At 56.7% G+C, this 23317-nt stretch carries 31 protein-coding genes and 1 tRNA gene; 24 read left to right on the forward strand and 8 right to left on the reverse strand.

Annotated elements, in window-relative coordinates; translation table 11 throughout:
* Positions 1–70: 70 nt before the first annotated feature.
* Positions 71–550, reverse strand: a complete 480-nt coding sequence (locus HNP33_RS17115) for a hypothetical protein (RefSeq protein WP_184710658.1) — start codon at positions 548–550, stop codon at positions 71–73.
* A 364-nt stretch (positions 551–914) separates the two neighbouring features.
* On the opposite strand from HNP33_RS17115, the gene HNP33_RS17120 reads away from it, so the two are divergent.
* The 24 genes from HNP33_RS17120 (at position 915) to HNP33_RS17225 (ending at position 16291) form a co-directional block, all read left to right on the forward strand.
* On the forward strand, positions 915–1895 hold the full coding sequence (locus tag HNP33_RS17120; RefSeq protein ID WP_184710660.1) for a thymidylate synthase: 981 nt from the start codon (positions 915–917) through the stop codon (positions 1893–1895).
* 237 nt (positions 1896–2132) lie between these two features.
* Positions 2133–2300 (forward strand): hypothetical protein, encoded by a 168-nt coding sequence (locus HNP33_RS17125; RefSeq protein WP_184710662.1) that lies wholly within the window; start codon positions 2133–2135, stop codon positions 2298–2300.
* A 36-nt stretch (positions 2301–2336) separates the two neighbouring features.
* Positions 2337–2546: a hypothetical protein gene (locus HNP33_RS17130; protein WP_184710664.1), complete on the forward strand. Its 210-nt coding sequence runs from the start codon at positions 2337–2339 to the stop codon at positions 2544–2546.
* A gap of 120 nt (positions 2547–2666) precedes the next feature.
* A complete protein-coding gene (locus tag HNP33_RS21205) occupies positions 2667–2792 on the forward strand; it encodes a hypothetical protein (RefSeq protein ID WP_267906723.1) in 126 nt (41 codons plus the stop codon).
* Positions 2793–2959: 167 nt separating this feature from the next.
* Positions 2960–3109, forward strand: coding sequence for a hypothetical protein (locus HNP33_RS17135; RefSeq protein ID WP_184749485.1), 150 nt, complete (start codon positions 2960–2962; stop codon positions 3107–3109).
* Positions 3110–3228: 119 nt separating this feature from the next.
* On the forward strand, positions 3229–3531 hold the full coding sequence (locus HNP33_RS17140) for a glycine zipper domain-containing protein (RefSeq protein WP_184710666.1): 303 nt from the start codon (positions 3229–3231) through the stop codon (positions 3529–3531).
* 219 nt (positions 3532–3750) lie between these two features.
* Positions 3751–4155 (forward strand): hypothetical protein, encoded by a 405-nt coding sequence (locus tag HNP33_RS17145; protein WP_184710668.1) that lies wholly within the window; start codon positions 3751–3753, stop codon positions 4153–4155.
* A 45-nt stretch (positions 4156–4200) separates the two neighbouring features.
* Entirely contained in the window at positions 4201–4329 is a 129-nt protein-coding gene (locus HNP33_RS21210; RefSeq protein ID WP_267906724.1) for a hypothetical protein, read from the forward strand.
* A gap of 730 nt (positions 4330–5059) precedes the next feature.
* Entirely contained in the window at positions 5060–5425 is a 366-nt protein-coding gene (locus tag HNP33_RS17150) for a hypothetical protein (RefSeq protein WP_184710670.1), read from the forward strand.
* Positions 5426–6012: 587 nt separating this feature from the next.
* Complete coding sequence (locus HNP33_RS17155; RefSeq protein WP_184710672.1) at positions 6013–6282, forward strand: helix-turn-helix transcriptional regulator; 270 nt, start codon at positions 6013–6015, stop codon at positions 6280–6282.
* On the forward strand, positions 6279–6698 hold the full coding sequence (locus HNP33_RS17160; protein ID WP_221452112.1) for an ogr/Delta-like zinc finger family protein: 420 nt from the start codon (positions 6279–6281) through the stop codon (positions 6696–6698). The genes HNP33_RS17155 and HNP33_RS17160 overlap by 4 nt, the downstream gene beginning before the upstream one ends.
* Positions 6695–6982, forward strand: a complete 288-nt coding sequence (locus tag HNP33_RS17165; RefSeq protein WP_184710674.1) for a hypothetical protein — start codon at positions 6695–6697, stop codon at positions 6980–6982. The genes HNP33_RS17160 and HNP33_RS17165 overlap by 4 nt, the downstream gene beginning before the upstream one ends.
* Entirely contained in the window at positions 6954–7781 is an 828-nt protein-coding gene (locus tag HNP33_RS17170) for a hypothetical protein (RefSeq protein ID WP_184710676.1), read from the forward strand. Before HNP33_RS17165 ends, HNP33_RS17170 begins: the two co-directional genes overlap by 29 nt.
* Positions 7782–7832: 51 nt before the next feature.
* The gene (locus tag HNP33_RS17175; protein ID WP_184710678.1) at positions 7833–8168 is read left to right on the forward strand and encodes a phage tail assembly protein; all 336 of its coding nucleotides are present in this window, start codon (positions 7833–7835) and stop codon (positions 8166–8168) included.
* A gap of 26 nt (positions 8169–8194) precedes the next feature.
* The gene (locus HNP33_RS17180) at positions 8195–8332 is read left to right on the forward strand and encodes a GpE family phage tail protein (RefSeq protein ID WP_184710680.1); all 138 of its coding nucleotides are present in this window, start codon (positions 8195–8197) and stop codon (positions 8330–8332) included.
* A gap of 11 nt (positions 8333–8343) precedes the next feature.
* A complete protein-coding gene (locus tag HNP33_RS17185; protein ID WP_184710682.1) occupies positions 8344–8619 on the forward strand; it encodes a hypothetical protein in 276 nt (91 codons plus the stop codon).
* A 27-nt stretch (positions 8620–8646) separates the two neighbouring features.
* Positions 8647–11208, forward strand: a complete 2562-nt coding sequence (locus tag HNP33_RS17190) for a phage tail tape measure protein (protein WP_184710684.1) — start codon at positions 8647–8649, stop codon at positions 11206–11208.
* A gap of 135 nt (positions 11209–11343) precedes the next feature.
* Positions 11344–12012: a hypothetical protein gene (locus HNP33_RS17195; protein ID WP_184710686.1), complete on the forward strand. Its 669-nt coding sequence runs from the start codon at positions 11344–11346 to the stop codon at positions 12010–12012.
* Complete coding sequence (locus HNP33_RS20890; RefSeq protein ID WP_221452113.1) at positions 11961–12362, forward strand: helix-turn-helix transcriptional regulator; 402 nt, start codon at positions 11961–11963, stop codon at positions 12360–12362. Before HNP33_RS17195 ends, HNP33_RS20890 begins: the two co-directional genes overlap by 52 nt.
* Complete coding sequence (locus HNP33_RS17205) at positions 12362–12616, forward strand: helix-turn-helix domain-containing protein (protein ID WP_184710688.1); 255 nt, start codon at positions 12362–12364, stop codon at positions 12614–12616. The genes HNP33_RS20890 and HNP33_RS17205 overlap by 1 nt, the downstream gene beginning before the upstream one ends.
* Positions 12610–13236: a hypothetical protein gene (locus HNP33_RS17210; RefSeq protein ID WP_184710690.1), complete on the forward strand. Its 627-nt coding sequence runs from the start codon at positions 12610–12612 to the stop codon at positions 13234–13236. The genes HNP33_RS17205 and HNP33_RS17210 overlap by 7 nt, the downstream gene beginning before the upstream one ends.
* A gap of 3 nt (positions 13237–13239) precedes the next feature.
* On the forward strand, positions 13240–13581 hold the full coding sequence (locus HNP33_RS17215; protein WP_184710692.1) for a hypothetical protein: 342 nt from the start codon (positions 13240–13242) through the stop codon (positions 13579–13581).
* Positions 13582–13795: 214 nt separating this feature from the next.
* The gene (locus HNP33_RS17220; RefSeq protein WP_184710694.1) at positions 13796–14272 is read left to right on the forward strand and encodes a hypothetical protein; all 477 of its coding nucleotides are present in this window, start codon (positions 13796–13798) and stop codon (positions 14270–14272) included.
* A 75-nt stretch (positions 14273–14347) separates the two neighbouring features.
* Complete coding sequence (locus tag HNP33_RS17225; protein WP_233464582.1) at positions 14348–16291, forward strand: replication endonuclease; 1944 nt, start codon at positions 14348–14350, stop codon at positions 16289–16291.
* An 18-nt stretch (positions 16292–16309) separates the two neighbouring features.
* Here HNP33_RS17225 and HNP33_RS20895 read toward each other — a convergent pair whose 3' ends face one another.
* From HNP33_RS20895 to pheT, 7 genes are all read right to left on the reverse strand, one after another.
* Positions 16310–17347 (reverse strand): hypothetical protein, encoded by a 1038-nt coding sequence (locus HNP33_RS20895; RefSeq protein ID WP_221452115.1) that lies wholly within the window; start codon positions 17345–17347, stop codon positions 16310–16312.
* Between the two features lie 105 nt (positions 17348–17452).
* Positions 17453–18115: a DUF262 domain-containing protein gene (locus tag HNP33_RS20900; RefSeq protein WP_221452116.1), complete on the reverse strand. Its 663-nt coding sequence runs from the start codon at positions 18113–18115 to the stop codon at positions 17453–17455.
* 237 nt (positions 18116–18352) lie between these two features.
* A complete protein-coding gene (locus HNP33_RS17235) occupies positions 18353–19618 on the reverse strand; it encodes a tyrosine-type recombinase/integrase (RefSeq protein ID WP_184710696.1) in 1266 nt (421 codons plus the stop codon).
* Between the two features lie 160 nt (positions 19619–19778).
* Positions 19779–19855: transfer RNA gene (locus HNP33_RS17240), tRNA-Pro, on the reverse strand.
* 18 nt (positions 19856–19873) lie between these two features.
* Positions 19874–20308: a MerR family transcriptional regulator gene (locus HNP33_RS17245; protein WP_184710698.1), complete on the reverse strand. Its 435-nt coding sequence runs from the start codon at positions 20306–20308 to the stop codon at positions 19874–19876.
* A gap of 128 nt (positions 20309–20436) precedes the next feature.
* Positions 20437–20757: an integration host factor subunit alpha gene (locus tag HNP33_RS17250; protein ID WP_184710700.1), complete on the reverse strand. Its 321-nt coding sequence runs from the start codon at positions 20755–20757 to the stop codon at positions 20437–20439.
* A 20-nt stretch (positions 20758–20777) separates the two neighbouring features.
* On the reverse strand, positions 20778–23231 hold the full coding sequence (gene pheT, locus HNP33_RS17255) for a phenylalanine--tRNA ligase subunit beta (protein WP_184710702.1): 2454 nt from the start codon (positions 23229–23231) through the stop codon (positions 20778–20780).
* Positions 23232–23317: the final 86 nt, after the last annotated feature.

Genomic DNA, 23317 nt, shown 5'->3' on the forward strand with positions numbered 1-23317 from the left:
ATAAAACAGGCCGGAGCGGCAGCGCATTGCCCTGCCCCGTCCTGCCCTCATTGCGCCACTGGCGTGCGGCTCAGGAACCAGGTGTATTCAGCGCGTTGGAGATCATGGTGTTGACATCCTTGGGCCAGAGAAAGGATGCGCCGGGATCCTGCACCACGCGCGGCTGACCGTCCTGCAACCACCAGATGCGCATGGTATTGGTCTGCGCGTCCAGCGCCACGGCGGCGGCGTTGCTGGCGCCCTCATGCTTGCGATTGCCGGTGATGAAGTAGACCGATCCCTCCTTCTGCAAGGGGCCGGCCACCTCCAGATTCCGCATGAAAACCGGCGCCTGCGCGCCCAGCAGATGCTGCAGGCGCGCCGCCATCACGCCGCGCTGCAAAAACGGCGCATCGCTGTGGTATTTGCCCACCTGGGCCTGCAACTCTTGGTAGGCCTGCTGGCCATCGGTCGCCTGTGCGGTTGGAGCCCCTCCAGGCCCGCTCTGGCAGCCTGCCAAAGCCAGCACAGCCGCAAAGCCCCATGCTCTATACCAGGTGTGCCCTTGCATCCTCATACCTCACCTTTCAAAGTGCTTTTAACAAATGTATTGGGATTCCAGCGCTCTCCCATTCAGCGCCTATAGCTACTAAAAAATAGCTATAAATGTGTTCAGATTCCAATCCGCGCCAAACCGCCATGCTTGCACCAGTGCAACAGTTCGGCAGGCCTGAACAGAGAAAACTGGCACACTATACGATTAGTTGTCTCTGTAACCAACTATGGGTATCCTGCACCGGATAGCTGCAGGGGAAAGCGGCCATCGCGTAAAGTACGAGCATTGTGCCCATGCCTGCATGCTGCAGTACGCGGCCGTGGCACCTGGGCCTGACGCATGAAACCATGCCCGGGCCGGCAACCCTCTTGAGAATCCAATGAAGCAATACCTCCAACTCGTGCAGGACATTCTGGACCACGGTTCGTGGCAAAACAACCGCACCGGCATCCGCACCCTCAGCATGCCAGGCGCCAGCCTGCGCTTTGACCTGCAGCAAGGTTTTCCCGCCGTCACCACCAAAAAGCTGGCGTTCAAATCTGCCATCGGCGAGATGGTGGGCTTTATGCGCGCATGCCGCAGTGCAGCCGATTTCCGGGCTCTGGGCTGCAAGGTCTGGGATCAGAACGCCAACGAAAACAAGGCATGGCTGGCCAACCCCTATCGCCTGCAGGAAGACGACCTCGGCGCCGTCTACGGCGTGCAATGGCGCCAGTGGCCAGCCTACAAACTGATTGATCTGGCACAACCCCAAGGCGCCGCACAGATTGCCGATGCCTTGGCCAAGGGCTACCGCCAGATTGGCCAAGTGGACGAAGGCGGAGTGCCGCACGCCGTGCTCTACAAGGCCGTTGACCAGTTGCGCCAGTGCCTGGACACCATCATGAACGACCCCGGCAGCCGTCGCATCCTGTTCCATGGCTGGAACTGGGCGCAGCTGGAGGAAATGGCCTTGCCGCCCTGCCACCTGCTCTACCAGTTTCTCGTCAACCAGCAGGCGGGGGAGATATCGCTGTGCCTCTACATTCGCAGCAACGATGTGGGCCTGGGCACGCCTTTCAACCTGACCGAGGGCGCGGCGCTGCTGCACCTGGTGGGGCGCCTGACCGGCTATACACCGCGCTGGTTCACCTATTTCATCGGTGACGCCCACATCTACGAAAACCACCTGCCCATGTTGCAGGAGCAGCTCCAGCGAGAGCCCTTCCCCGCGCCGCGGCTGGTGCTGTCCGACCGCATTCCAAGCTATGCGGAAACGGGCCGTTACGAGCCGGAATGGCTGGAGAAAGTGGAGCCCGGCGACTTCAGCCTCGAAGGCTACCAGCACCATGCGCCACTGACGGCGCCCATGGCGGTATAGGCCTTTTCGGCGCCGCTCGCATCCACCCCCGCTGGTTGGCCGGACCAGCGGGGGTTTTCATTTCTGCGCTGCCTTGTCCGCGTTGTCCGCCTTGAATTCTGAGGTTGGGCAACCCGCGCAGCACTCCCTACCACGTACTTTTGCGACACGGATTGCAGGCATGGAGGCGCGCGTCCTACAGCCCGCAAAACGCCATGGCGTCACCCTTGGGGTTCATACCCAGCCAGGAGATCAGCCATGCCCCAACCCCCTCATGCTCCGGCGCACGAGCACAGCGAACGCGACGCACAGCCGGACAAAAAGCCCGCCAACCCCAAAGACCTGAACGACCCTCGAAACCCCAAAAGCCCGGCCGTGGATGAACCCACCTATCAACGCAGTCAGGTCATCAAGCAGCCTCGCTAGATTCCCCAGGCAGGTGTTTCGATGGAAGGAGCAAGCATGAACAGCACCCTTTTCATGGCAACGAAGCCACAGCCCGAAGACGAGGATAAAGATCCCGTGGGCGAACCCGATCCGGTGCAGGAGCCCACCCTGCCCGCAGAAGGAGACGACCCGGCCCATCCGCCCTTCTCGCCAGACCATGAGCCCGATATTCCGCAGGACCCGGAGTCCGAGCGGGTCGTGCAACCAGAACCCGTAGGGCCATAACTGCGCTACAGCAGGTGGTCCGTGGTTCATGCTCAGGCCTTGCCGGTGCGGCAAAAACCATACCCGGAGGCGTAATGTACCGAGGTTGCGCCGACCCCCGATAACTTGAAAGTGCCCCCTATGACCGAACCGAGCAAACCATCCAATCCGAAGACAGGTTTTGGCCGATTTGCCAACAAGCGATTTGCCATCCTGCTTGCCATTGTCATCGCGTTTTTGCTAGTCGCGATCTGGGTGCCGTTCTGATCGCGCCTGCCTCACGGGTGCCCTGTTCTTGCCGTGCTACCCCGATCACGGCGTTACCCGACAGCCCAGCGATGACCTTGGCTGCGGCGCCAGCCCGGAAAACCCAAAGCAACTCCATGGTGCGTTCAACACAGTCAACCCATCACGGCAGTCAGGAGGAAATTGCCATGCCAACCCCCATTGCACCACCTCAGCCACCGGTACCACCGCCCATGCCGGAGCCGGCCAAACCTGAGCCCATTGACCCACCCGACAGCACCTTGCCTATCGAAGAGCCGCAGAAAGCACCGCCTGTGAAAGACCCAGAACCTGTTTAGTGATTCATAGAAAACATCGTCACCATCCGTTCCATTTGGTATCCGGGCCGCGCTCCTACACCTCGCCATCGTGAAGCGCCGTACTGTAGTTTCAATCTCGTTATCTAAAAAGGAGTGCCATGTTGTTCAAATCCAAACAGCCCAGCCTGTCCACCGTGCAAGACGATCTGGCAAGACTTGTCGATGATGTTCGAGCCTTGCTCTCTGTCAAGGAACTGGATGCCATCCCCGAAATCAGAGGCGTGCGCCAGCGCATTGACGAAGGACTCGCGAGCGCCATGGACTCTGCGGATCAGGTGCTGCAGCAAACCCGGCACGCTGCGGCCTGCGCCGACCAGTATGCGAAGGATGAACCTTGGCGGATTGCCGGTGCAGCGCTTGCGGTGGGGGCATTGGTAACCTATGTCATGTGCCGCCGCTGAAGCACTTCTATGCGCAGGTGCAGACTCCTTGCAGGGCAGGCATCTGAAGACTGTTTTCCGTGGACGCTCGCCGGTTGGCTCCGCGTCCATGGAGCAATGCAGCCCCATACGGGGCATGTGAGAAGCACAAACTTCGCAACTTCTCGGAGGAGCCGACGATAGGCTGGTGGAGCAAACGATCTTTTGCGACATCAGCGCTTTGAGCACAAGGAGGCTGCCATGCAGACGTTGACCGTCACCCCCAAGCTACGCGCCTTTGTAGGCGGCGCATTCTATCCAACAGGTTTCTCGCTTGTCATGTACCCATCGGAAGATGAGGCCCTGGAGATTGCACGGCGGCTTACTGACCATCTGTTTCGCATTGACGATATTTTTCTGGTACCGCCCCAGGTTGTGTTGCAGGAGATCGCACCCACGGTAGATGCGTCCAACAAACCCTTGCCATCGATGGGCTCTGACGGCTCAATTGCGCGCAGCCTGGTGGAGCTTGCCGAGCAAGGCCATGTCGGCCTTATGGTGCGTACCTCGAATGACCAGGAAATCACTGCGTTGCGCGGAGTGATTGCCAATAGCAATTACTCCTTTGCCAAGGCCTACCACTCGCTGGCCATTGAGGATTTGTAGCCTTTCGGAGCTTCACTTGGCATTTCACCTAACCGGAGAGAAGCGATGAAACTCATCTTCATCGGCATGCATGCGCTGGGCAGCAAACAATCGCCCATACCCCGCACGCCCAAGAAGCCCAGGCCCGGAGGAAGCCCTCCCGCAGACGATGACCCGTCCCAGCTGCGGATTTGAAACGCACCGTGCGCTGGCGGATAAAGGACAGCCACGGGTGGCGCAATCTATGCATGACCTATATATATGACCGCAACACCTGCAAATGAAAAAACCCGTATGCCGAAGCATACGGGTTATGTCAATGGTCGAATGGCGTCTTAAAACCATATTAACAAAACCATTGATTTACAAGGACTAAATCAAGTTAGAAAATTGTTGGCATACACGCTGGCATACATGACTTGCGGCCTATGCGCAAAAATGACTACTTGTTGCCCATGCACAGAATTTCATCGCGGCTTAGAGCAGACTCGTATCTCCTACAACTCTCGGATTTCTGCTTTCGGCTGCTCCGCGTCATCCATGAACTTGGCCCTAAACGGCAGCAATCGCCAACATCGGTCACTGAGTTCCGGCTGTTCTGAGCGTCCGCTTCATCCTCGGTGCGGCAACTCGATTGCCCAGCTCGTCGCGTACCGGCTCGGATGACCGCTTCTGAGCACCACAACAGGCTCATGTCAACCCACTGCTGTCGTTCGAGCCTCGTAGGCCAATGTCATCGATGCAGCGATTGCTGCCTGCCGAGTCCGTGACATGAATGTCTACCGTCGCCAAGTAGCAGCCACCTCGAGTACCTCGTCCGGAGTCCTCCAATGGCTGCGTTCATGTGAACAGCAGTCAGAGGGTTGTGAACTATCTATAAACCGCTGGCTGACTCAGTTACTTTTTGCTGGATGAAAATGCAGCCATGACAAGTAAAAAGCAAATTGACAGCGATCTGCAGGCAGCCTTCCTTGGCGTGAAAGCTCTAAGCAATGATTTGTACGTTGAGGAGTTGGCTGGCTATGAAGATGAGCTCAAAGATTCGCTGAATCAGGACGCAGATGATGCACTGCTGTGTGTCTTTGCTGATCGTGGGGAGGTCGCAATGATGGTGGTTGAGCCAGGTGGCACGATTTACAGAAATGAAAAGGCAGTTGCCAAATTGCGGGGGATGCTTCCGAATACCCTTGATGTCAATTTGCAGGTATTGCTCCCAATGTTCTCCGCTGATATCAGCCGGGGGGACTTCGGTGTAGCTGGAATTAAATGGTTGCCAGCGCAGAGTACGTAAAGTGTGAACTGGGATTGCCGCGTTACTTCTTTAGGGCTGCTGTTTGAATTGAAAAATTGGGACAGCAGCTTCCACCAAGTCCGGTGTGATTCAAAGTGGCAGCTCTTGGGAGTGATACTGACTGGGGCAGTGTCGCTGAATGACAGCCTGCGCATATGAGGACGGTAAGAATCCAGTACGCGAATAGGCTCGGGGCATTGACGAAACTAAACAACGCCAAGTCAAGCTGCCAGTGCCTCCCACCTCAGGCGCTGCCTCCACAGTGGTTACCTTGTCCAGCCTGCCCTACTTCCGCATCTACCCTCTGCGCGCAGTCGAGACCCCGCCACGCCCGCACTCTTAATAGGTCGCTTTCGTCGGCACCGCCGACACCGGCACTTTCCAGCGCTGTTGCGGTCTCGCGTGACGGTTTTGCCCCTTCGGTAAGTGTCGGGATTCGTCAGGAAATGACGGAAGTGGCGCGCGAAAAGCTTGTGCACCTTTTGGCGAGGCATCTGCGTTGCCGAAAAAGGCGCTGCTTTCTGTGAGAAGCACAGTCACAACCTGTGCTGCGTGACTTCTCACCGCCTCAAAAGCACTATTGAGGCATGGAAAAGAAGACCCCCACCGCAGCCACAAAATTTCCGCTGATTTCGCAGCTGCCAAGTACGTACCACGACCGCCTGCTGCAAATCAATGTTGTGCAGCAACTGACGGGGGCCGGCCGCCAAACCATCTACCGCTGGATGGACAGTGGCGCATTTCCCTTGGCAGTTCGTGTGCACGGCAAGCGCATTGCCTGGAAAGAATCCGAAATCAATGCTTGGATCGACAGCCGCCCACGTGCCGATCTGCCATCTGCAAAGGAAGCGAAATGACAGCCCAGGAAAACAGGGCAAGCCGTTTCTTCATTCGCTGCCCGCATTGTGAAGCTCAGGCCAAGGTGCGCACCAGCAAGCAAGAAACCAGAACCATGCGCAGCTTGATATGTCGATGCACCAACGTGCTGTGCAATTTCACTTTCGTGGCGAGCTTTGAGGCTATTCAAACCATATCGCCATCTGCTATGCCGCATGCAGAAGTAGACCTACCCAGTAGCGACTACGCCATTGCATTGCTAAGAAAAGAAGCGCTTGCTACCTACAAAAAGCCGGTGAGAAAAGAAGCCGATACACAGAAAAATTCCATAAAGCCCATTGCAGCGATGCAGTCTCAAGCCAGCAGCCAGGCACACCTACCGCAATGGCATTCGTTGATTCACTACACCGTCACCCCTAAACAGGAGCGCACATGACCACCCATCGCCTGAACGACCAGAAATACAGCCTCAAAGGCGCAGCCCAATGCAGCGACAAAAGCGGACGCAAAACCGGCACCCTGGAAGTCCTGGCTGGCGCCAATGGCGCGAATTTCTCCAGCGAAAGCGCCCCCATCCATGCGCAGGTGGTGCTGCAAGAGGGGAGCGGCCCAAATGCAGAGCCCATCGCCTACTTCACTACCGAGCAAGCCCGCCAACTGGCCACGGCGCTAAATGCTGCTGCCGGCGGCCATGACGCCGTTCAACTGGCCGACTGCTAACCCCCTTGAAAACCGCACCAATCCAGCCATGACCATTACACATACCCCTGCCAACGCCTTTACCCAAGAAGCCGAAGAAGCCAAAGCCGCTTGGCTGGATGCGCAGGCCCGCCTGAGGGCTGCGCGCGAAGCGTTCAACACCGGCGCCGTGGTTCGCTTGAAAGAGATTTTCAGCAACCAGGACTCCTTGAAAGCCAAGCTGGAAGCCGCCCGCCTGGAGCGAGAAAAAGCCGAGTCCGAATTCAAATCCGCATTCGAGGCCGCCGGGTTTGAAAAGACTGCAGCGGTGCAAAAAATCCTCAACAAAAAGAACGACGCCATTGCCATCTGTGAAGAGCTGGAAAGCGCTATTGCCAGCATGAACGCCGAGTGTGCTGAGAACCAGCCACTATTTATGCAGGCCAGCATCGAGGCTGAAAAGTACCAGGCGGCCCATGATTCTGCCTTTGCTGCAGGCGCGTGGTTTCATGCGTTTGCACTGCTGGCAAAGCACGGGCCTGCAATGGCCGACGCACTTGCATTGATTCGCAATGTGCGATCTGGCAACGCAGCGATCGAGGTTGACATAGGCCCATCACTGGGGTTCAGTCCAGAGACCGCCCGGATCACCCTTGAAAGCCGGATGAACGTATTGCTGAGTCCGCTGCGTAGCAAGTCCATGGAAGCTCCCAGTGGCATCACCCAGCCCATTGCCGATGCCATCGGCGCGCTCGACCTCGGGCCAATGAATGGCCGCAAATTGCTCACCCCTGCCGACCATCACAAGGCCAGATTCGCAGCCAAAACCCGAACCGCCTGAGCACCGCTCTATCTCACCTCTACCAAACCCTTCAACAACGGAAACAACACCATGACCGATACCGCAACCAGCCAGACCCAAACCCTCGAAGGCGAAGAAATCATCAATGGCCGTCCTGCTCGTGCCATCACGCTGCAGCAGCCCATCACTCGTGGCGCGCAAGTCATCGCCAAGGTGCATGTGCGCAAGCCCAAAAGCGGCGAACTACGCGGCATCGACCTGGGTGCCATGCTCAATGCCAATGCCGACGCCATCATGCAAGTTCTGCCCCGCGTGACGGAGCCACTTCTGGTGAAGCACGAGGTGGAAAACCTTGACCCTGCCGACCTGCTCATGCTGGGGATGGCGTTGGTAAGTTTTTTCGTGCCGAAGGCAGAGCTGCAATAGCACTGCCAAAACACATTGAGGAGGCAATGGCAGACATTGCCTTCGTCTTCCACTGGCTGCCCAGCTGCATGGATGCCATGGAGCTGGACGAACTAGTAGGCTGGCAGCAGTTGGCCGTACAGCGCTTCAACACCGTCAACGCACCGCCTGAGCGAAAGAGCTAAGATGCCCCTTCATGAATCCACTGCTGTTTTTTGCGGGCATTGCCGCGTACTACAAGCTGGAAGAAGTGCTGGCCGAGCGCGAGACCGCGCAAACCAAACGCGAGCTGGCCTTGATCCAGTTGCGCGCGCGGGCGGAGCAGTTGCAACAAGAACTGGAAGACATGCAGTTCGACCAGACCCTGCAGCCCAGTCGGCACAGCGCCAAGCAGCTGTGCGCTGCCCGGCAGCGTGCAGACCGCGCGCAAGAAGCGCTGCTGATGGCCGAGGCTGGCAGCACTCTGCGCTAAACTGCCTGGCACGCTGTGGGGTGTGCCATGGCTGACAAACTGCGTCTCGAAGTGCTGTTGGCGGCTGTTGACAAAGTAACCGGCCCGCTCAAAGCCATTCAAACCGGCAGCCGTGCTACCGCCAAAACTTTGGGCGAAGCCGAGCTGGCCTTGAAAAAACTGCAGCAGCAGCAACGCCTGCTGCAAAGGCTGGATGATGCCAAACCTGATTTGATCCGCGAGCGCGACAAACTGCGCATGCTCAAAGAACAGCTGTCTGCCATGCGCGTGCAAGGCATTGCCAGCAAAAAGCAGCTGGACAGCAAAGAAAAGGAAGTTGCCCAGCAGGCGGCTGCCTACGAGCGTCAACGTGCTGCTGCCATGCGTTTACGTTCTGAAGTGACGGCCCTGGGCTTGGGCAGTGCATCCCAGGCCCAGGCCAAGTTGGCTACCAGCATTGGCGCCGCCAACACCCAGATTGACGCCCAGCGTCACAAGCTCGAACAGCAGCGCCAGGTAGAAACGCGCTTGGCCGCGCTGCGCGAAAAGCACGGCGCCACCATGATGAAGCTCGCCAAATGGGGCGGCGCAGCCGTAGGCGCGCAGATGGCTGGGCAAAAAATGAGCGGCTGGGTCAAGCACCCGGTGCAAGAATTTGCGGACGCCGAACAGGCCCGTACTCAGCTGCAAGTAGCCTTCATGACCAAAGACGGCGGCGCATCGGCAGAACTGCAGCAAATCACCGACCTGGCCCAACGGCTGGGCGACCGCCTGCCCGGCACCACTTCCGACTTCATCAACATGATGACCGCGCTCAAAAAGGAAGGCATGAGCGCCAAAACCATCCTGGGTGGCCTGGGGGAGGCATCGGCCTACCTTGCCGTCATGCTGGAAGAAACGCCCACGGAAGCGGCTAAATTCGGCGCCAAGATGCAAGACGCCCTACAGGCTACCGAATCCGAGATGATGGGCATCCTCGACATGCTGCAGCGCAGCCACTACGCCGGCGCAGACGCGCGCTACATGCTGGCCGGCTTCGGCAACATGGCGCCGGTGCTCAATATCATCAAGAAAAAGGGCATGGAGGCGATGAAAACGCTCTCGCCCATGATGGTGATGATGAACCAGGCCGGCATGACCGATGGCGGCAGTGCTGGCAATGCCATCCGCAAGGTGTACCAGTACACGATGGATGCCAAAAAACTGGCCAAGGCCAATGAGGCAGTCAAGAAGGCCGGCGGCAAATTCCGACTTGATTTCAGCGACGGCAAGGGCGAGTTCGGCGGGCTGGAAAACATGTTTTCCCAGCTCGAAAGGCTCAAAAACTTCAACACCATGCAGCGGGGCAGCATCATCAAAGAGTTGTTTGGCGACGATGCCGAAACTCTGCGCGTGCTCAACCAGTTCATTGAGAAGGGCCTGACAGGCTACCAAGAAACCGTGGTCAAGCTGCAAGACCAAGCAGACCTGCAAGAGCGCGTCAACAAATTGTTGGGAACCCTGAAAAACGTGGCCGAAGCCGCCCAGGGCAGCTTCACCAATTTGCTGGTCGATCTGGGCGAGCTGATCGCGCCAGAAGCGAAAGCCGTGCTCAACTGGCTAGGCGATATGGCCGTCAGCATGAAAGCGTGGGTCAAAGAAAATCCGCAAGTTGCCAAAACCCTGATGCTCATTGCCGCCGGCGGCGCTGCCTTACTCACCGTTTTGGGCACCCTGGGCATTGCCTTGGTGGGCATGATCGGTTCATTGGCCATGTTGCGCCTGCTGTCGGGCCGCATGCTGCTCAACCTACTAGGCATGCGGGCAGCCGGAGCCTCCGCTGCGGCTAGCACCGGCATAGCCGCCAAGGGCGTGCAGTGGCTGGTATCAGCTTGGGGCGCCTTCAAAGCCCTGGGAATGGCCGGTATCTTCCGCGCCATTGGGCCGGCCATCACTGGAGCGCTCTCGCAGCTCTCTAGCCTGCGCGGCGTGTTTGGCCTGCTCAAAGGTGGCCTGTGGGGCTTGCTTAAACTGGTGTTCGCCTTTGCCCGAGCCAATCCGGTAGCCGCAGTTGTTATGGGCATTGCCGGTGCTGTGGCGGGTTTTGTAGCCCATTGGGACAAGATCAAAGAGTTTTGGGACAAGGGTCAATGGTGGAGCTTGGCCAAGGAGATATGGGCAGCCATTGAATGGGGCTTGAATGCCGCATCGCTGGGTCTGTACGACTTCTTCATGACCATGGCCAAGAAGGCGCTTGGCGCTGTGTGGGAGGGCATGAAAAGTGCTGTCGGTGCAGGTAGCACTGCAGCCGACGATTCACCTGTGCAAGTGGCAGGCCGAGCCAAAGCCACGGCGGCAGCATTTGCGTTGGCCACTGGCGCAACGGCTGGGCCTTCGGTGGGCGCACAAGCACTACAAGATGGTCAGCAGTTTCAGGTTAAACAAGAGCTGCTCACCCTGCAACCCAAGGCAGCCGCCCCGGTTTCGGTGAGCAGCAACAACACGTTCAATATCACCGCCGCACCGGGTATGGACGAAAGAGCCGTGGCGCGTGCTATCACCTTCGAGATGGATAGACGCGACCGCCAAACGGCTGCTCGCCGAGGTAGTTCCCTTATGGATATTGATTAAACGCGACGCCCACCCTACTTTATCCGCACCGTCTCGCTGCTACCATTGAACATGCCAGCCCTAGGCTGATCCCCGAACACCTGTGACCCTGACAGGCTGGGCTGGCATTTCTGGCAGGGGCATCGAGGGATGCATATGAAACAGAAGCAAGGCCGAGTATTAGCCGCTCATGGTTCGATAAAGCCTATTAAAACGAATGCAGTTCCGGAAAGATCTGATGTCCAACGCATTATTCACGGCGGTGTTGTAGAGTGTCTTACGTCATCGCAGATACAAGGCGGTAGCTCTATTTTGCGAGGCGGAGTGGTTCAAGGCTGGGTAAGACAGCAACCAGCTGGGGGGACAATTAGCATTGGATGGGATGAGAAAGAAAGACGCGCATGCAAGGCTCTGATGGGTTATGTGGAGAGCGCAAAAAACGATCCTGAAGTTCAGCAGTCTGCAGAGATCGCTAGCTTCCTGCAGGAGCTTCTAAGGAGTATTAACGACGTCCTGTACAAGAGAACAGAAGACGTGGTAGGCCAGATTCAGAAAAAGAGTATTAGTCGGAACAGCTCGAAGGCAGCTAGAAGGAAAGCAGAAATTCATAAAGAAAAACCTGATGCGCGCCGCGATTACGTCAAAAGGCACTGGTACGCCTGGATTGCAAAGCCTGACCTCTACGACACGTTGGAGTTTTTCTATGAAGAAATGGCGAAAGGTATTGCGGAAGAATTAAAGCTCAAACCGCGCAGCAAAAAGACTATGCAGACATGGGCCAAGGATTGGCCTCTGCATCCAAGAGCGCACCAAAAAAAGCGCTGATCTGCAAGAAATTAGTTTCGGCAATGTGCATGCAGGCTACCTTTTATTTAGGCAGTCTGCATGCACATTGGGCTATTCATATCAGTCGATATGAAATGAAATACATGCATCCCAACCAACCAGGATGCATGGACATGGCACTACTTAGAAAACACAGCGCAGCCGCATTGATCGGCCTGAGCAAAACGGCACTTGACACCATCGTCAGGACTGACCCCAGCTTCCCCCGCCCCATCAAACTTGGCGAGCACCGCCAAAGCGCAGTGCTGTTTGACGAAGGCGAGTTGAACGCCTGGATTGACTCCTTGAAAGCAAAGCGCAGCAATCAGGCTGCGATGGGGGCTGTGTGATGAACAAATACCCTACGCCGGAGCACAACGCCACCACCGCAGTGGGCCAACGCATGTTGATTTTGGAGGCCCTTAAAACCGGCCCCAAAACCACTGACGATTTGCGCCGCATTGGCGCCTTTTCCTCCACCTCTCGCATTGCAGAACTGCGTAAAGCCGGCCATGCCATCGCTACATTGCTGGTGCCGACCTATGACCGCGATGGCCACCCCAGGCGCTTGGCGCTTTATCAGTTGGAGGGATCGCCATGCTAGCCACCCACGCAACCAAAAAAAATGCGCCTGGAACCACAAAAGCAGTTACCAAGGCGCTCAGTCATACAAAGCAAGATTGTACAGAACAAGCCCTAAAAAAAGCCATAGGCATCGGGGCGACACAAATTGCAGCACTACAGGTGCATTTTTTGGGCTACACTGATCGCAAGCCGAGAGGCCCGGTGCTTCAAAACACCAAATCCGAAGAGGTTGCAGCCCCCACCGTCAAGCGGGGTTTTGTCACGCCCAATTTTTGGGGGCTGGTGCGTCAGCACCTACCCTATATGGTTAAGGGTGAGATGGCTCACTCCGCGAGGATGGGCGCACGGCTTCGGACGTGTTTTGAACATCTCACCCACCTTATGCGCTTCAAAACGCAAATGGTGGTTCTCTTGTATCCCGAAGGAGCCAAGACCATGACCGCTATGACACTGGCCGGCCACTGCGCTGTGCCTGCTAAACCTAAAGCCATTCCAGCAGATCATCTGCAAACCGTGTTGGGCGCTTTTAATGCAGCCAACCTGGCCAGCAGCTATATCGAACGCGGCAACTTTGCCGCCGCCCGCCGCAAACTGGTGCTTGCGCTGCAAGCCATCAACCAACTGCAAGCGGAGGTCTGAGCCATGACCACCAGCAAAAAGAATGCCGCGCCAGTCACGGCAGGCGCTGCCCATGACCAGCCTGGCTTGTTGAACGCTGCCGGGACGCTTGCCCAATGTGCAGACAAATTGGCCTTCCGTGCAGAAGATGCTATTGAGCATTTGCGTTGCGCCATGCAAGCCTATGAAGGGCTGGAATACATGGTGTCTTGTGCCGCTGACCATGCCATGCCACAGCCGGAACAGCTTGGCGCAATCATCCGTGCAAGTAATGAGGCGGTGAACACTCGCCTGGATACCCTAGAAGCGGCACTGTCCGAATTGCGCGCTTTTCTGCAGGCCACGCCTGAACATGGAAGGGTATAACCATGGCCAGCACTACTCCAACCGCCACCGCAGCCACCAGTTTTTACGACTTGTGCGATGCAGATAAAGCCGACCTAGCCTATTGGGCGATAGACCGTGCTTGCGCCGGCGAACCACCGCAAGCAGACGATGGAGCGGCCCTGCTCTTTGCTCTCGGCCTGGTTAACCGGGCAGCACAGGCACTGCGCGTTGCACTACCGAAAGGCGGTGCCGTATGAAGCAAGACCGGGCCGAAGCCCAGGCCATCGCAAACGCCATGCTGCAGCGCCTGCAGGCGTTTCCCATCATCGATCAACCCCACGCACAATGTCTGGCTCCTGATCTGGTGTTGCTTGACCCAGTTGCTCCTCGCTTCGCGTCTACGGCATTCGTGGGGCCACCAGAAAAGGGCATTCCCATGCGTTTGCGACCGCGGTTTGCAGAGCTACGCGAGCATTTTGCCAACAAGGCCGGCAACACCACTCATAGCGGCGTAATGGATGCGGAATGGGCGCGCATGCCACTCCCCTGGCGCATTGTGATGCTGATGATGGGCGGGATTGGTGACTTGGATGCGGATATGCACCAGCTGGCCGCCCGAAGTTGGCAGTTGATCCCTCCCAAAGAGCGCGATGGCATACGCTCTGCGCTACGCGAAGCCTATATGGTATTGAGCCGCGTGCAGGCATTGCGACTGCGAACCATCGACTAGCGCATCATGGCCATCCCGCGCCTGTTGCCCACCAGTAGCCTGCGCGACTGGGAGACAAACAAGCCACGCATGCAAATGGTGAAATACCATCTGCAGCGCGTGGCTGACTGCGCGCCAACGGGCTGGAAAGCAGCGATTGCGGAACACCTGGCCGGAGCCATCACGAAAGAAGGTCAGCAGCCAAACATACCCGAATGGGTGCAGGCCTGGGACAAGCTGCAACAAATTGCCGACTTTGATGCAGCTTATGGCGACGCCGCACGCCTGAACCTGAGCGACTATGAAATCTGCACCTGGGCAAAACAGCTGGCCGCCCAGGTAGATGAATTTATGGATGGTTGCGAGCTGGCCCGTTTTAGCCTGGCTGAACGGGGCCAGGCGCTGACCATGATGCTGCGAACCACTGGTGCGCTGACGATCGAGGACTTGGTGGGCCTATTCAAATTCAAAGATGGCGATACGCCGCAGGACAAGGATCGCAAAGTTGATGCAGCGATAAAGCGCTCATCAGACGATAGCTGGTGGCGCCGAAAGCTGCGCCGCTTGGTGGCCCGTGTAGTGGAAGCCGGAGCCATTCGCTTGGGTATGGTGAACATGGCCAAGGGTCGGTATATCAGCCATGGCGGCCTCGTACGCCGCCAAGCACAGATCAAACGCAATACCGAAGCGCTGCAGCGCAGCCTGTACCGTAATGAGGCAGGCCAGGTATACACCTTGGCCGAGCTGGCCGCACTGAGCACCGCCAACCCGCTGGTGCGTGGTGGCGAGCTAATGACGCGCATCCGCGGCGCCGAAGAGTATGCAGACAGCCATGGCCATGTGGGCTTGTTCATCACCCTCACCTTGCCGAGCAAGTTCCACCCAGTCACCATTCGCGCAGGCAAAACGCGCCACAACAAAAAGTACAAAGGTGCCACGCCCCGCGATGGGCAAGAATGGCTGCGCGATACCTGGGCCAAGGCGCGTGCTAAGCTGGCCCGCCTGGGCGTAAAAATCTACGGCCTGCGCGTGGCCGAACCCCACCACGATGGCACACCCCATTGGCACGCCCTGCTTTGGACGGAAAGCCAAGCCGACGCCATCACCCTAGAGGCCACCTTACACCACTACTGGCTGGCAGAAGACGGCCAGGAACGCGGCGCGCAAGACAACCGCGTGTGCATCAAGCACATGGACAGGGGCGGCGCCGCAGGCTATGTGGCCAAGTACATTGCCAAAAGCGTGGGCCATGTGGCACTGACTGACCACCAAGATTTGGTCAACGGCGACCAGATAAAAATGGAGTTCGGCGAAGAGACCAGCCAAGGTCACCAACGGGTAGACGCCTGGGCAGCCTGCTGGGGCATTCGCCAATTCCAGACCATTGGCATGCCCAGCGTGACGGCCTGGCGCGAGTTGCGCCGCGTAAGCAAAGACCAGCTTGACCTGTTCAACCAAGAAGGCGACCTCCAAACCATGAGCGCTTACCGCGCATGCCACCGCCAAGGCAACTTGCGCGCTGACTGGCGCGTGTTTATGGAGGCAATGGGCGGCCACGCCCTAAAGCGCCATGAGTGGCACCTACGCACCGTGACCACGATGGTGGAAGAAGGCCAGGTGAACCGCTACGGCGAAGCGGTAGAAGTGGGCCGCATCGTGGGCCTGACACCGCAGCGGGGCCGCATGTGTGGCCGCTGGCTGGTAAGCCGCCGCATCGCCTGGATGCCGGTAGCGAACGAGAGCAGCACGCATGCGGCGCATGCATTCAAGACCAAGACTGAAAACCCCAATGCCGCAGGCCAAGCTCAGAGCGCAAGCATGGCGCCAGTCCGGCAGGCTTTGCCTGCCGCTTGGACTGGTTTCAATAACTGTACGGCCCGGCTGACGCATGGGCTGCGGAAGGCTTTATTTGGTCGTGAAGACGATGAGGAAAGCGATTGGAACGATCCTGATGGCCAGGTTATGCCAAAAAGACACCAACGCGTTAAAGTCAGCCCATTTTTGCAGCTCATAGAAGCAGACGAACGTAGAGCTGCGTAGTCTCCAGTATTAATCTATTTACATTCCAGCAATGAATCGTTTGTAGAGTTCGCCATATTGTTGTGGTGCGACCTCACTCAGCTGGTTTCCATGTCGCACAAAGAACGCACCGCCAAAATTGGATGGTTCGTCTTGAGCCTGAGCTTCAAATACGTAGACGGTCTTTTCGTAGTATCGAACGGCCTTCACATTTCTCGCCACATAGTCTTTCAGTGGTTCAGAGAGAGTGGAGCTTTTAATCCGCTTAGTTAAGTCCATGAACAGTTGATCAAGCGACTTCCCCAGTGCATCCGCCTCGTGCTCTACTCCTGTAATAAAGAACCGCTCGAATGGCAACGCGTCTACTTTGTAAAGCATCGATACGCGCCTTGCGTCCGCCTCAGTGTCAGCCACCCCAACTATCACATAACCACGAACTCCCTTACGAATGTTTGCGATGCCGACGAGTGTCTTGAGGATTTTTTCGAAGCTATCCTCATCAAATCCATTCTTGCCATCCAAACGCAAGAATCCCTGCTTAAAGTCGTATGCACCTTGTTCAGTGTACGACTGCGTAAGAATGTTTTCCATCTGAGTGATCCAGCGAACTTTCGCGGGATCATAACCACGACTGGGAACAAATGCAGGGCTGTAGACACCCGAAGCTCCATTAACCGCATTGACACGATCTTCAGAGCCCCAGCGCCCACCTTCGGGAATCCGAATGTTTGCTCCACTGCCGTCTATTAATCTAATCAGCACATCTTGATCGGCTACTTCTTTATTTTCAAGAACAATCAGTTTATGGAGTGCCAAAAATACAACTTGAAAATATCGTGGAGCTCGTGGTGGCTGTTCACCAAACAGCAATTGACCTAGTGTTCGACCAGCGCGGTTCAATGATATTTTTAGTTGATCTATCACACGCTGAAAGTCCGCAGATACTACCTCTATAGTATTTTTCTGAGTAGCCAGCTCAATTTCCTGGTACCGTTGTTGTTGAGTTTCACCATCACTATAACCAAAAAAATCATCCAAAAACTCACTTCGAGATGATGGTTTTTCCTCCAACAGCATAAAAGCAAGGATGTCGGATACTAACTCCTCATCCCGAGATTCTCGTACTTGCTCTTTGGTTAAAACGCCTTGCTTAATCCAAAATATTTCATCGACATCAATACCTTAGGACAAATCTCTATTTGTGATTGAGATTTTTTTCATTTCGTTCAAAGGAAGTTCATCCGAAGCAGAAGCATCACCTCTAACCTTAGACGAGATAAGCCGTACAGCCTGAGCAAAATGACCAGTAGCACCGGCAATTCGGAGCTCTTGCCGAGATAGTTTTCGTCCACCGGAATTAATTCGACGAAAAACCTCATCAACATCACTTGCGTTAGAGAATTCGTATATTGACAGAGGCATTGTGTACGCTGCCACTTGCACGCATGCTTCGCGTGGCAATACAGGCTCACGTTGTACTAGCTTCCCCTCATCCATCAATGCCTTGGTTTCAGCCATTGTGTTTAAGTCAAAGTAGCAACCATTGATGTCGTATTCATTTTCGATAAAACCAAAGATGGCATTCAACCGTTGCATTCCATCGATTATTTCGAAAAAATTCTGCAACTCAGCTTTCCGTTCTGCAAGCAAAACAATTGGAACCGGATAGCCTGAAATAATAGAATCAATGAACCGTCGCTTTTCCTCCAATGTCCAAACGAGTTTACGTTGATATCTACGATTTACAATATACCGCCAAGCCAAATAGTTGCCATAGATGCGCTGGATTGCCTCGCCTTTAACTGTTAAATCCTGTCCTGGGCGATTAACTTTGATTTCTATCATATTTGCCTTTCTTCTATCCATAAATTCTATTTTTTAACTGTGCTTGGCAGAGCACTGGACTACGCGCTGCATGCAGATACTCCATAAATCCCGACTAATCCCGCCATCAGCACCATCAGCAATGTCTAAAAACCAGCATATTTGCAAGACAGATATACAAGCAAAATTGCAGAGCAGATGATTACAGGCTTCTACAACACTGGTATGGCTGAAATGTATCAAAGCGAGCGTCTAGATTCATACCTCATTTGTAGACCCTCGCTCGCTCATCCCATCTATTTCATCGGCCCACCATTGCATCAGCGGTCGCCTAGCTTCAATATATTTTGCATGGTTGTAGCGACCGCGAACGCCCCGCGTCACATGTGCAAGCGCCGCTTCGATCAAATCCGAATCAAACCGCTGCGCATCATTGGCCGCTGTGCTGAAAATATGCCGAAAGCCGTGGGGCGTTTGCCTGTCCTCATAGCCCAGGCGTCGCAGCGCCATCAAAAAGAACATGCCGCTTTTGGGCTTCTTGGTATCACTACGGCCAGGGAACAAAAATGGATAGGCACCGTTGATGTGCTGCAGCTCTTTGAGCAACGCGACCGCCTGGGTCTGCAATGGGATGACGTGCGGATCGCCAGTTAGCTTCTCTGACTTTTTGCGCTTCATGCGCATGGCTGGCACCGTCCATTCGCTTTTGGCAAAGTCAATTTCTGCCCACTCTGCCTCTCGCAGCTCAGATGGGCGGGTGGCAAGCATCATCAGCAGTTGCAGGCCAATCGAGGCCTCGCGCGACTTGTAGCCCCTGATTGCTCGAATCAACTCTGGCAGCTCCCCTTGCGTCACATGCTTCATGGCCTCCGCCTTACGGGTCTCTAGGCGCTTGTGCATGGTGGCCAGGGGGTTTGCCTCCATCCGGTCGGTGATGACGGCCAAATCCAGAATATCGCGGCACATGGTCAGCACACGGCTGGCCATTTCAATGATCCCGGCCTCCTGCATACGGTTGAAGTGCTCCAGCCACTCTTTGGCCTTGATCTGCGCGAATGGCCGCATGCCAAACTGGGGATAGACATGGTTTTTTAGTGCGCCGATGTTCCGCACTGCGGTGCCATCCACCCAGGTACGGGTTTTGATGGCGATCCATTCGTTAGCCAGGGCCTCAAAAGTGTTTTCTGAAATTCTCTGAGCGGCGCCTTTAAGCCGGTTTACCGTATCCCGCAGCGTTTCACCTGACTGCATTGCCTCGACCAGCTCGGCTTCTTTTTGTCGAGCCTTTGCCGCAGACAGGCTTCCGTCTCGCTTGCCATAGGCCCCGATGCCCATGAATGACCATTTGCCAGGGCCGATCTTGTAACGAATCTCCCAAGACCTACGACCGTCTGGTCGCACGTAAAGGTGCAGATTTCTATCCGTGGTGTCTCTGACCCGGTAAGCGCTAGCCTCAGGCTCCAGCGCCTCGATCGTTGTGTCCTTAAGGGGATGATGCCTTTTAGTAAGGTCTACTCGCTTCATGTATGCCACCAGTTCGCTTTTTAAGCAGCATACATGACGGCATACACATTGGCCGCTGTTGTATAGGAGCATGTAGGGCCATGCTCGGCCATGAATTTTCACGTAAGTCCGTGAATACAAATGAAAAACCCGTATGCCGAAGCATACGGGTTTATATCAATGGTCGGAATGGCGGGATTCGAACTCGCGACCCCTTGCACCCCATGCAAGTGCGCTACCAGGCTGCGCTACATTCCGAAGACTTGAATTATATACCTAGTTTTCAGGCTCTCCAGAAAGAATGCGACGAATTTCTTGCAATTCGATAGCGGCCTGCTGCCAGGTGACCGGCTCTGCAGGGTTGAACGCACTTGCCTCATCCAATGCAGCTGCATCCATTCCATTCAGTGTGAACGCAGCGTCATCCGCCAAGGCCTCCAGCATGGCATGGCCACGAGGCAGGGTTTGCAGTTGGTTGCGCGCGCCGCTGATGGTAAAGCCACGCTCATACAACAGCTCACGAATGCGGCGGATCATCAACACCTCGTGGTGCTGGTAATAACGTCTGTTTCCGCGGCGCTTGACGGGACGCAGCTGTGTGAACTCCTGCTCCCAATACCGCAGCACATGCGGCTTGACATCACACAGCACCGCCACTTCACCAATGGTGAAATAGCGTTTGGCGGGGATGGAGGGAAGCTGTTTTTCCATGGGCAAATTGTAAACAGCCGCTAATGCGGCCGTGTTGCATACTGGCGATGCGGCCAGACGAGCGGCAGGCAATGTCTGCTGATGGCCAATCTTGGCCCCTCAGTCGGCACATTGCCATACCCTCCAGTCTAGTCTGCGGGAGCCTGCACCGAGTCCTTGAGTTTGCCACTGGCGTGAAAGGTGACAACGCGGCGCGCTTCGATAGGCACTTCTTCGCCGGTGCGCGGATTGCGGCCCGGACGGGCTTTCTTCATGCGCACCTGGAAATTGCCAAAGCTCGACAGCTTCACGTCTTCACCCTTGATCAGGCTCTCGGCGATCAGGTCGAAAAACGCATCCACCATGTCCTTGGCTTCACGCTTGTTCAACCCGATGTTGTCAAACAGCATGTCAGCGAGCTGCGCCTTGGTCAGCGCAGGTTGCTCCAGACTTTCTACTGTAAATTCCATAGCAGTATCCGCAATATAGATCAGCGCAAACGCGCATTGACGCTCTGCTTGAGCTGCTCAAGCACAGCTTGCATGGCGGTCTCGATTTCGGTCTCTTCCAGTGCCCGCTCGTCGTGGCCCAGGGTCAGGCGCACGGCCAGGCTCTTTTCGTCCTGTGCCAAGCTGCCCGGCGCAGCTTCTTCACCGGCCTTGAGCTTCTTGGGGCGGAACACATCGAACAGTACGGCATTGCGCAGGATACCGCCACTGTTGGCAGCACGGATTGCGTCCATGACCTGCGCGTGTGTGACAGCCTCCTTGACCACCACGGCAATGTCGCGCTCCACGGCCTGGTGCTTGGTCACGGGTTTGAATACCGCGACGTTGCGGGCCAGCACGGCGTCCAGCTCCAACTCGAACATGGTGGGCGCTTGCGCCAGATCCCATTCCTGGCGCCACTGAGGGTGCAACTCTCCTACAAAACCGATGGCCTTGCCATTGAGCAGCACGCGCGCGCAGCGGCCAGGGTGCATGGCAGGATGCTCGGCGGGTTCAAACACGGGAACCAGCGGCGCCAGCAGCGCTTCCACATCGCCCTTGACGTCGTAGAAATCGACCTTGGTCTCGGTACTGCCCCATTGCAATTGATCGGCTGCGCCATAAGCGAGGCCTGCCACGCGCATGGGCTGGTAAAAGCCCTTCACGGTGGTGTCGGAATCGACAACCGATGCATCCTTGAAGAACACGCGCCCCAGCTCGAACACGCGCACGCGCTGGGCCTTGCGATCCACATTGAACTTGAGAACCTGCAGCAGCGAGCCCAGCAGCGATGAGCGCATGACGCTCAGGTGGCTGGCAATGGGGTTGAGCAGCTTGACCGGATCGGCATTGCCTGCCAGCTCGGCTTCCCACTTGGCTTCGACAAAGCTGAAGTTGATGGTTTCCTGGTAACCCAGGGCTGCCAACTCGCGGCGTACGGCAAACGGGCTGCGCTGGTTTTCTGCACGCAACTTGGGAGAGATAGGTGCCAGCGGCTTGGAGGTTGGCAGGTTCTCGTAACCCACCATGCGTGCCACTTCCTCGATCAGATCCTCTTCCAGGTTGATGTCGAAGCGGAAGGTGGGCGCGGTCACGCTGATCACACCTTCAGAAGCCACCACGGCTGGCAGACCCAGGCCATTCAAGGCATCCAGGCATTGCTGCTGGGTCACGGCCATGCCGATGACCTTGGCCGCACGCGCCACACGCAGCTGCACGGTCTTGGGCGTCGGCATGTGGGGCTTCTGGTCGTCCATCGGGCCGCACTGGGTCTCTGGTGTGCCACAGATTTCCAATACCAGCGCAGTGATGCGCTCGATATGCTCTACGGTGTGTTCGGGATCCACACCACGCTCGAAGCGGTGGCCAGCGTCGGTCGAGAAGTTGAAGTGGCGCGAGCGGCCCGCGACTGCCTTGGGCCACCAGAAGGCAGCCTCAATGTAGATGTTGCGGGTGTCGTCAGACACGGCAGTAGCGTCGCCGCCCATGATGCCAGCCAGGGACTCGACTTCCTTCTCGTCGGCAATCACACCGACCTGGATGAAATCATCGATCTTGATGGTGTTGCCGTTGAGCAGCTTGAGCGTCTCGCCCTCCTTGCCCCAGCGCACGCTCAGCCCGCCATGGATCTTGTCCAGATCAAAGATGTGGCTGGGACGGCCCAGCTCGAACATCACATAGTTGGAGATGTCCACCAGCGGCGACACGGAGCGCTGGCCGCAACGGGCAAGGCGGTCCACCATCCACTGTGGCGTCTTCACTTGCGTGTTGACATTGCGCACCACACGGCCCGAGAAGCGACCGCACAGATCGGTGGCCTCAATCTTCACCGGCAGCTTGTCCTGCACGGCCACAGCCGCTTGCGGGAAGGACAGCTGTTTGAGCGGCGTACCAGTCAGTGCCGACAACTCGCGCGCAATGCCGTACACCGACAGGCAGTGCGCCAGGTTGGGTGTGAGCTTGAGGGTGAACAGGGTGTCGTCCAGATTCAGGTACTCGCGCACGTTCTGGCCCAGGGGTGCATCCAGCGGGAGCTCCAGCAGGCCGCCGTGGTCGTCGGCAATGCCCAGCTCCTTGGCCGAGCACAGCATGCCAAAGCTCTGCACGCCACGCAGCTTGCCGATCTTGATCTTGAAAGGCTGGCCGTCTTCGCCCGGAGGCAGCTCGGCGCCCACGGTAGCGCAGGGAATGCGGATGCCCACGCGCGCATTGGGTGCGCCGCAGACGATATTCAGCAGCTCGGGGCCACCCACATCCACCTGGCAGACGCGCAGGCGATCGGCGTCGGGGTGCTGCACGGCCTCCTTGATTTCACCAATCACGATTCCGGTGAAAGGCGGAGCCACGGGCTCCATCTCTTCGACTTCCAGACCGGCCATGGTCAGGGTATCGGCCAGCTCTTGGGTGGTCAGCTGCGGGTTGCAGTACTCGCGCAACCAGGATTCAGGAAATTGCATAGTCAGACTCTTTGGCGTTCAGGCTTGTTGGCAGTGCTTGCAAACAGGCCAAGGCGTTCTTGCTTTCAAAACAGGAGCTGCTTGCG

The sequence above is a fragment of the Comamonas odontotermitis genome (assembly GCF_014207855.1).
GTDB classification, from domain to species: domain Bacteria; phylum Pseudomonadota; class Gammaproteobacteria; order Burkholderiales; family Burkholderiaceae_C; genus Comamonas; species Comamonas odontotermitis_A.

What these genes read in the sequence shown, in the direction of transcription:
- HNP33_RS17130 (WP_184710664.1), top strand. Translation starts at nt 2,337, where the DNA reads ATGAACAGCACCCTTTTCATGGCAACGAAGCCACAGCCCGAAGACGAG.
- pheT (WP_184710702.1), bottom strand. Translation starts at nt 23,231, where the DNA reads ATGCAATTTCCTGAATCCTGGTTGCGCGAGTACTGCAACCCGCAGCTG.
- HNP33_RS17160 (WP_221452112.1), top strand. Translation starts at nt 6,279, where the DNA reads ATGACAGCCCAGGAAAACAGGGCAAGCCGTTTCTTCATTCGCTGCCCG.
- HNP33_RS20900 (WP_221452116.1), bottom strand. Translation starts at nt 18,115, where the DNA reads ATGATAGAAATCAAAGTTAATCGCCCAGGACAGGATTTAACAGTTAAA.
- HNP33_RS21210 (WP_267906724.1), top strand. Translation starts at nt 4,201, where the DNA reads ATGAAACTCATCTTCATCGGCATGCATGCGCTGGGCAGCAAACAATCG.
- HNP33_RS17180 (WP_184710680.1), top strand. Translation starts at nt 8,195, where the DNA reads ATGGCAGACATTGCCTTCGTCTTCCACTGGCTGCCCAGCTGCATGGAT.
- HNP33_RS17175 (WP_184710678.1), top strand. Translation starts at nt 7,833, where the DNA reads ATGACCGATACCGCAACCAGCCAGACCCAAACCCTCGAAGGCGAAGAA.
- HNP33_RS21205 (WP_267906723.1), top strand. Translation starts at nt 2,667, where the DNA reads ATGACCGAACCGAGCAAACCATCCAATCCGAAGACAGGTTTTGGCCGA.
- HNP33_RS17115 (WP_184710658.1), bottom strand. Translation starts at nt 550, where the DNA reads ATGCAAGGGCACACCTGGTATAGAGCATGGGGCTTTGCGGCTGTGCTG.
- HNP33_RS17220 (WP_184710694.1), top strand. Translation starts at nt 13,796, where the DNA reads ATGAAGCAAGACCGGGCCGAAGCCCAGGCCATCGCAAACGCCATGCTG.
- HNP33_RS17150 (WP_184710670.1), top strand. Translation starts at nt 5,060, where the DNA reads ATGACAAGTAAAAAGCAAATTGACAGCGATCTGCAGGCAGCCTTCCTT.
- HNP33_RS17170 (WP_184710676.1), top strand. Translation starts at nt 6,954, where the DNA reads ATGACGCCGTTCAACTGGCCGACTGCTAACCCCCTTGAAAACCGCACC.
- HNP33_RS17145 (WP_184710668.1), top strand. Translation starts at nt 3,751, where the DNA reads ATGCAGACGTTGACCGTCACCCCCAAGCTACGCGCCTTTGTAGGCGGC.
- HNP33_RS17250 (WP_184710700.1), bottom strand. Translation starts at nt 20,757, where the DNA reads ATGGAATTTACAGTAGAAAGTCTGGAGCAACCTGCGCTGACCAAGGCG.
- HNP33_RS17195 (WP_184710686.1), top strand. Translation starts at nt 11,344, where the DNA reads ATGAAACAGAAGCAAGGCCGAGTATTAGCCGCTCATGGTTCGATAAAG.
- HNP33_RS17185 (WP_184710682.1), top strand. Translation starts at nt 8,344, where the DNA reads ATGAATCCACTGCTGTTTTTTGCGGGCATTGCCGCGTACTACAAGCTG.
- HNP33_RS20895 (WP_221452115.1), bottom strand. Translation starts at nt 17,347, where the DNA reads ATGCTGTTGGAGGAAAAACCATCATCTCGAAGTGAGTTTTTGGATGAT.
- HNP33_RS17120 (WP_184710660.1), top strand. Translation starts at nt 915, where the DNA reads ATGAAGCAATACCTCCAACTCGTGCAGGACATTCTGGACCACGGTTCG.
- HNP33_RS17165 (WP_184710674.1), top strand. Translation starts at nt 6,695, where the DNA reads ATGACCACCCATCGCCTGAACGACCAGAAATACAGCCTCAAAGGCGCA.
- HNP33_RS20890 (WP_221452113.1), top strand. Translation starts at nt 11,961, where the DNA reads ATGGGCCAAGGATTGGCCTCTGCATCCAAGAGCGCACCAAAAAAAGCG.
- HNP33_RS17245 (WP_184710698.1), bottom strand. Translation starts at nt 20,308, where the DNA reads ATGGAAAAACAGCTTCCCTCCATCCCCGCCAAACGCTATTTCACCATT.
- HNP33_RS17215 (WP_184710692.1), top strand. Translation starts at nt 13,240, where the DNA reads ATGACCACCAGCAAAAAGAATGCCGCGCCAGTCACGGCAGGCGCTGCC.
- HNP33_RS17205 (WP_184710688.1), top strand. Translation starts at nt 12,362, where the DNA reads ATGAACAAATACCCTACGCCGGAGCACAACGCCACCACCGCAGTGGGC.
- HNP33_RS17125 (WP_184710662.1), top strand. Translation starts at nt 2,133, where the DNA reads ATGCCCCAACCCCCTCATGCTCCGGCGCACGAGCACAGCGAACGCGAC.
- HNP33_RS17190 (WP_184710684.1), top strand. Translation starts at nt 8,647, where the DNA reads ATGGCTGACAAACTGCGTCTCGAAGTGCTGTTGGCGGCTGTTGACAAA.
- HNP33_RS17225 (WP_233464582.1), top strand. Translation starts at nt 14,348, where the DNA reads ATGGTGAAATACCATCTGCAGCGCGTGGCTGACTGCGCGCCAACGGGC.
- HNP33_RS17135 (WP_184749485.1), top strand. Translation starts at nt 2,960, where the DNA reads ATGCCAACCCCCATTGCACCACCTCAGCCACCGGTACCACCGCCCATG.
- HNP33_RS17155 (WP_184710672.1), top strand. Translation starts at nt 6,013, where the DNA reads ATGGAAAAGAAGACCCCCACCGCAGCCACAAAATTTCCGCTGATTTCG.
- HNP33_RS17140 (WP_184710666.1), top strand. Translation starts at nt 3,229, where the DNA reads ATGTTGTTCAAATCCAAACAGCCCAGCCTGTCCACCGTGCAAGACGAT.
- HNP33_RS17210 (WP_184710690.1), top strand. Translation starts at nt 12,610, where the DNA reads ATGCTAGCCACCCACGCAACCAAAAAAAATGCGCCTGGAACCACAAAA.
- HNP33_RS17235 (WP_184710696.1), bottom strand. Translation starts at nt 19,618, where the DNA reads ATGAAGCGAGTAGACCTTACTAAAAGGCATCATCCCCTTAAGGACACA.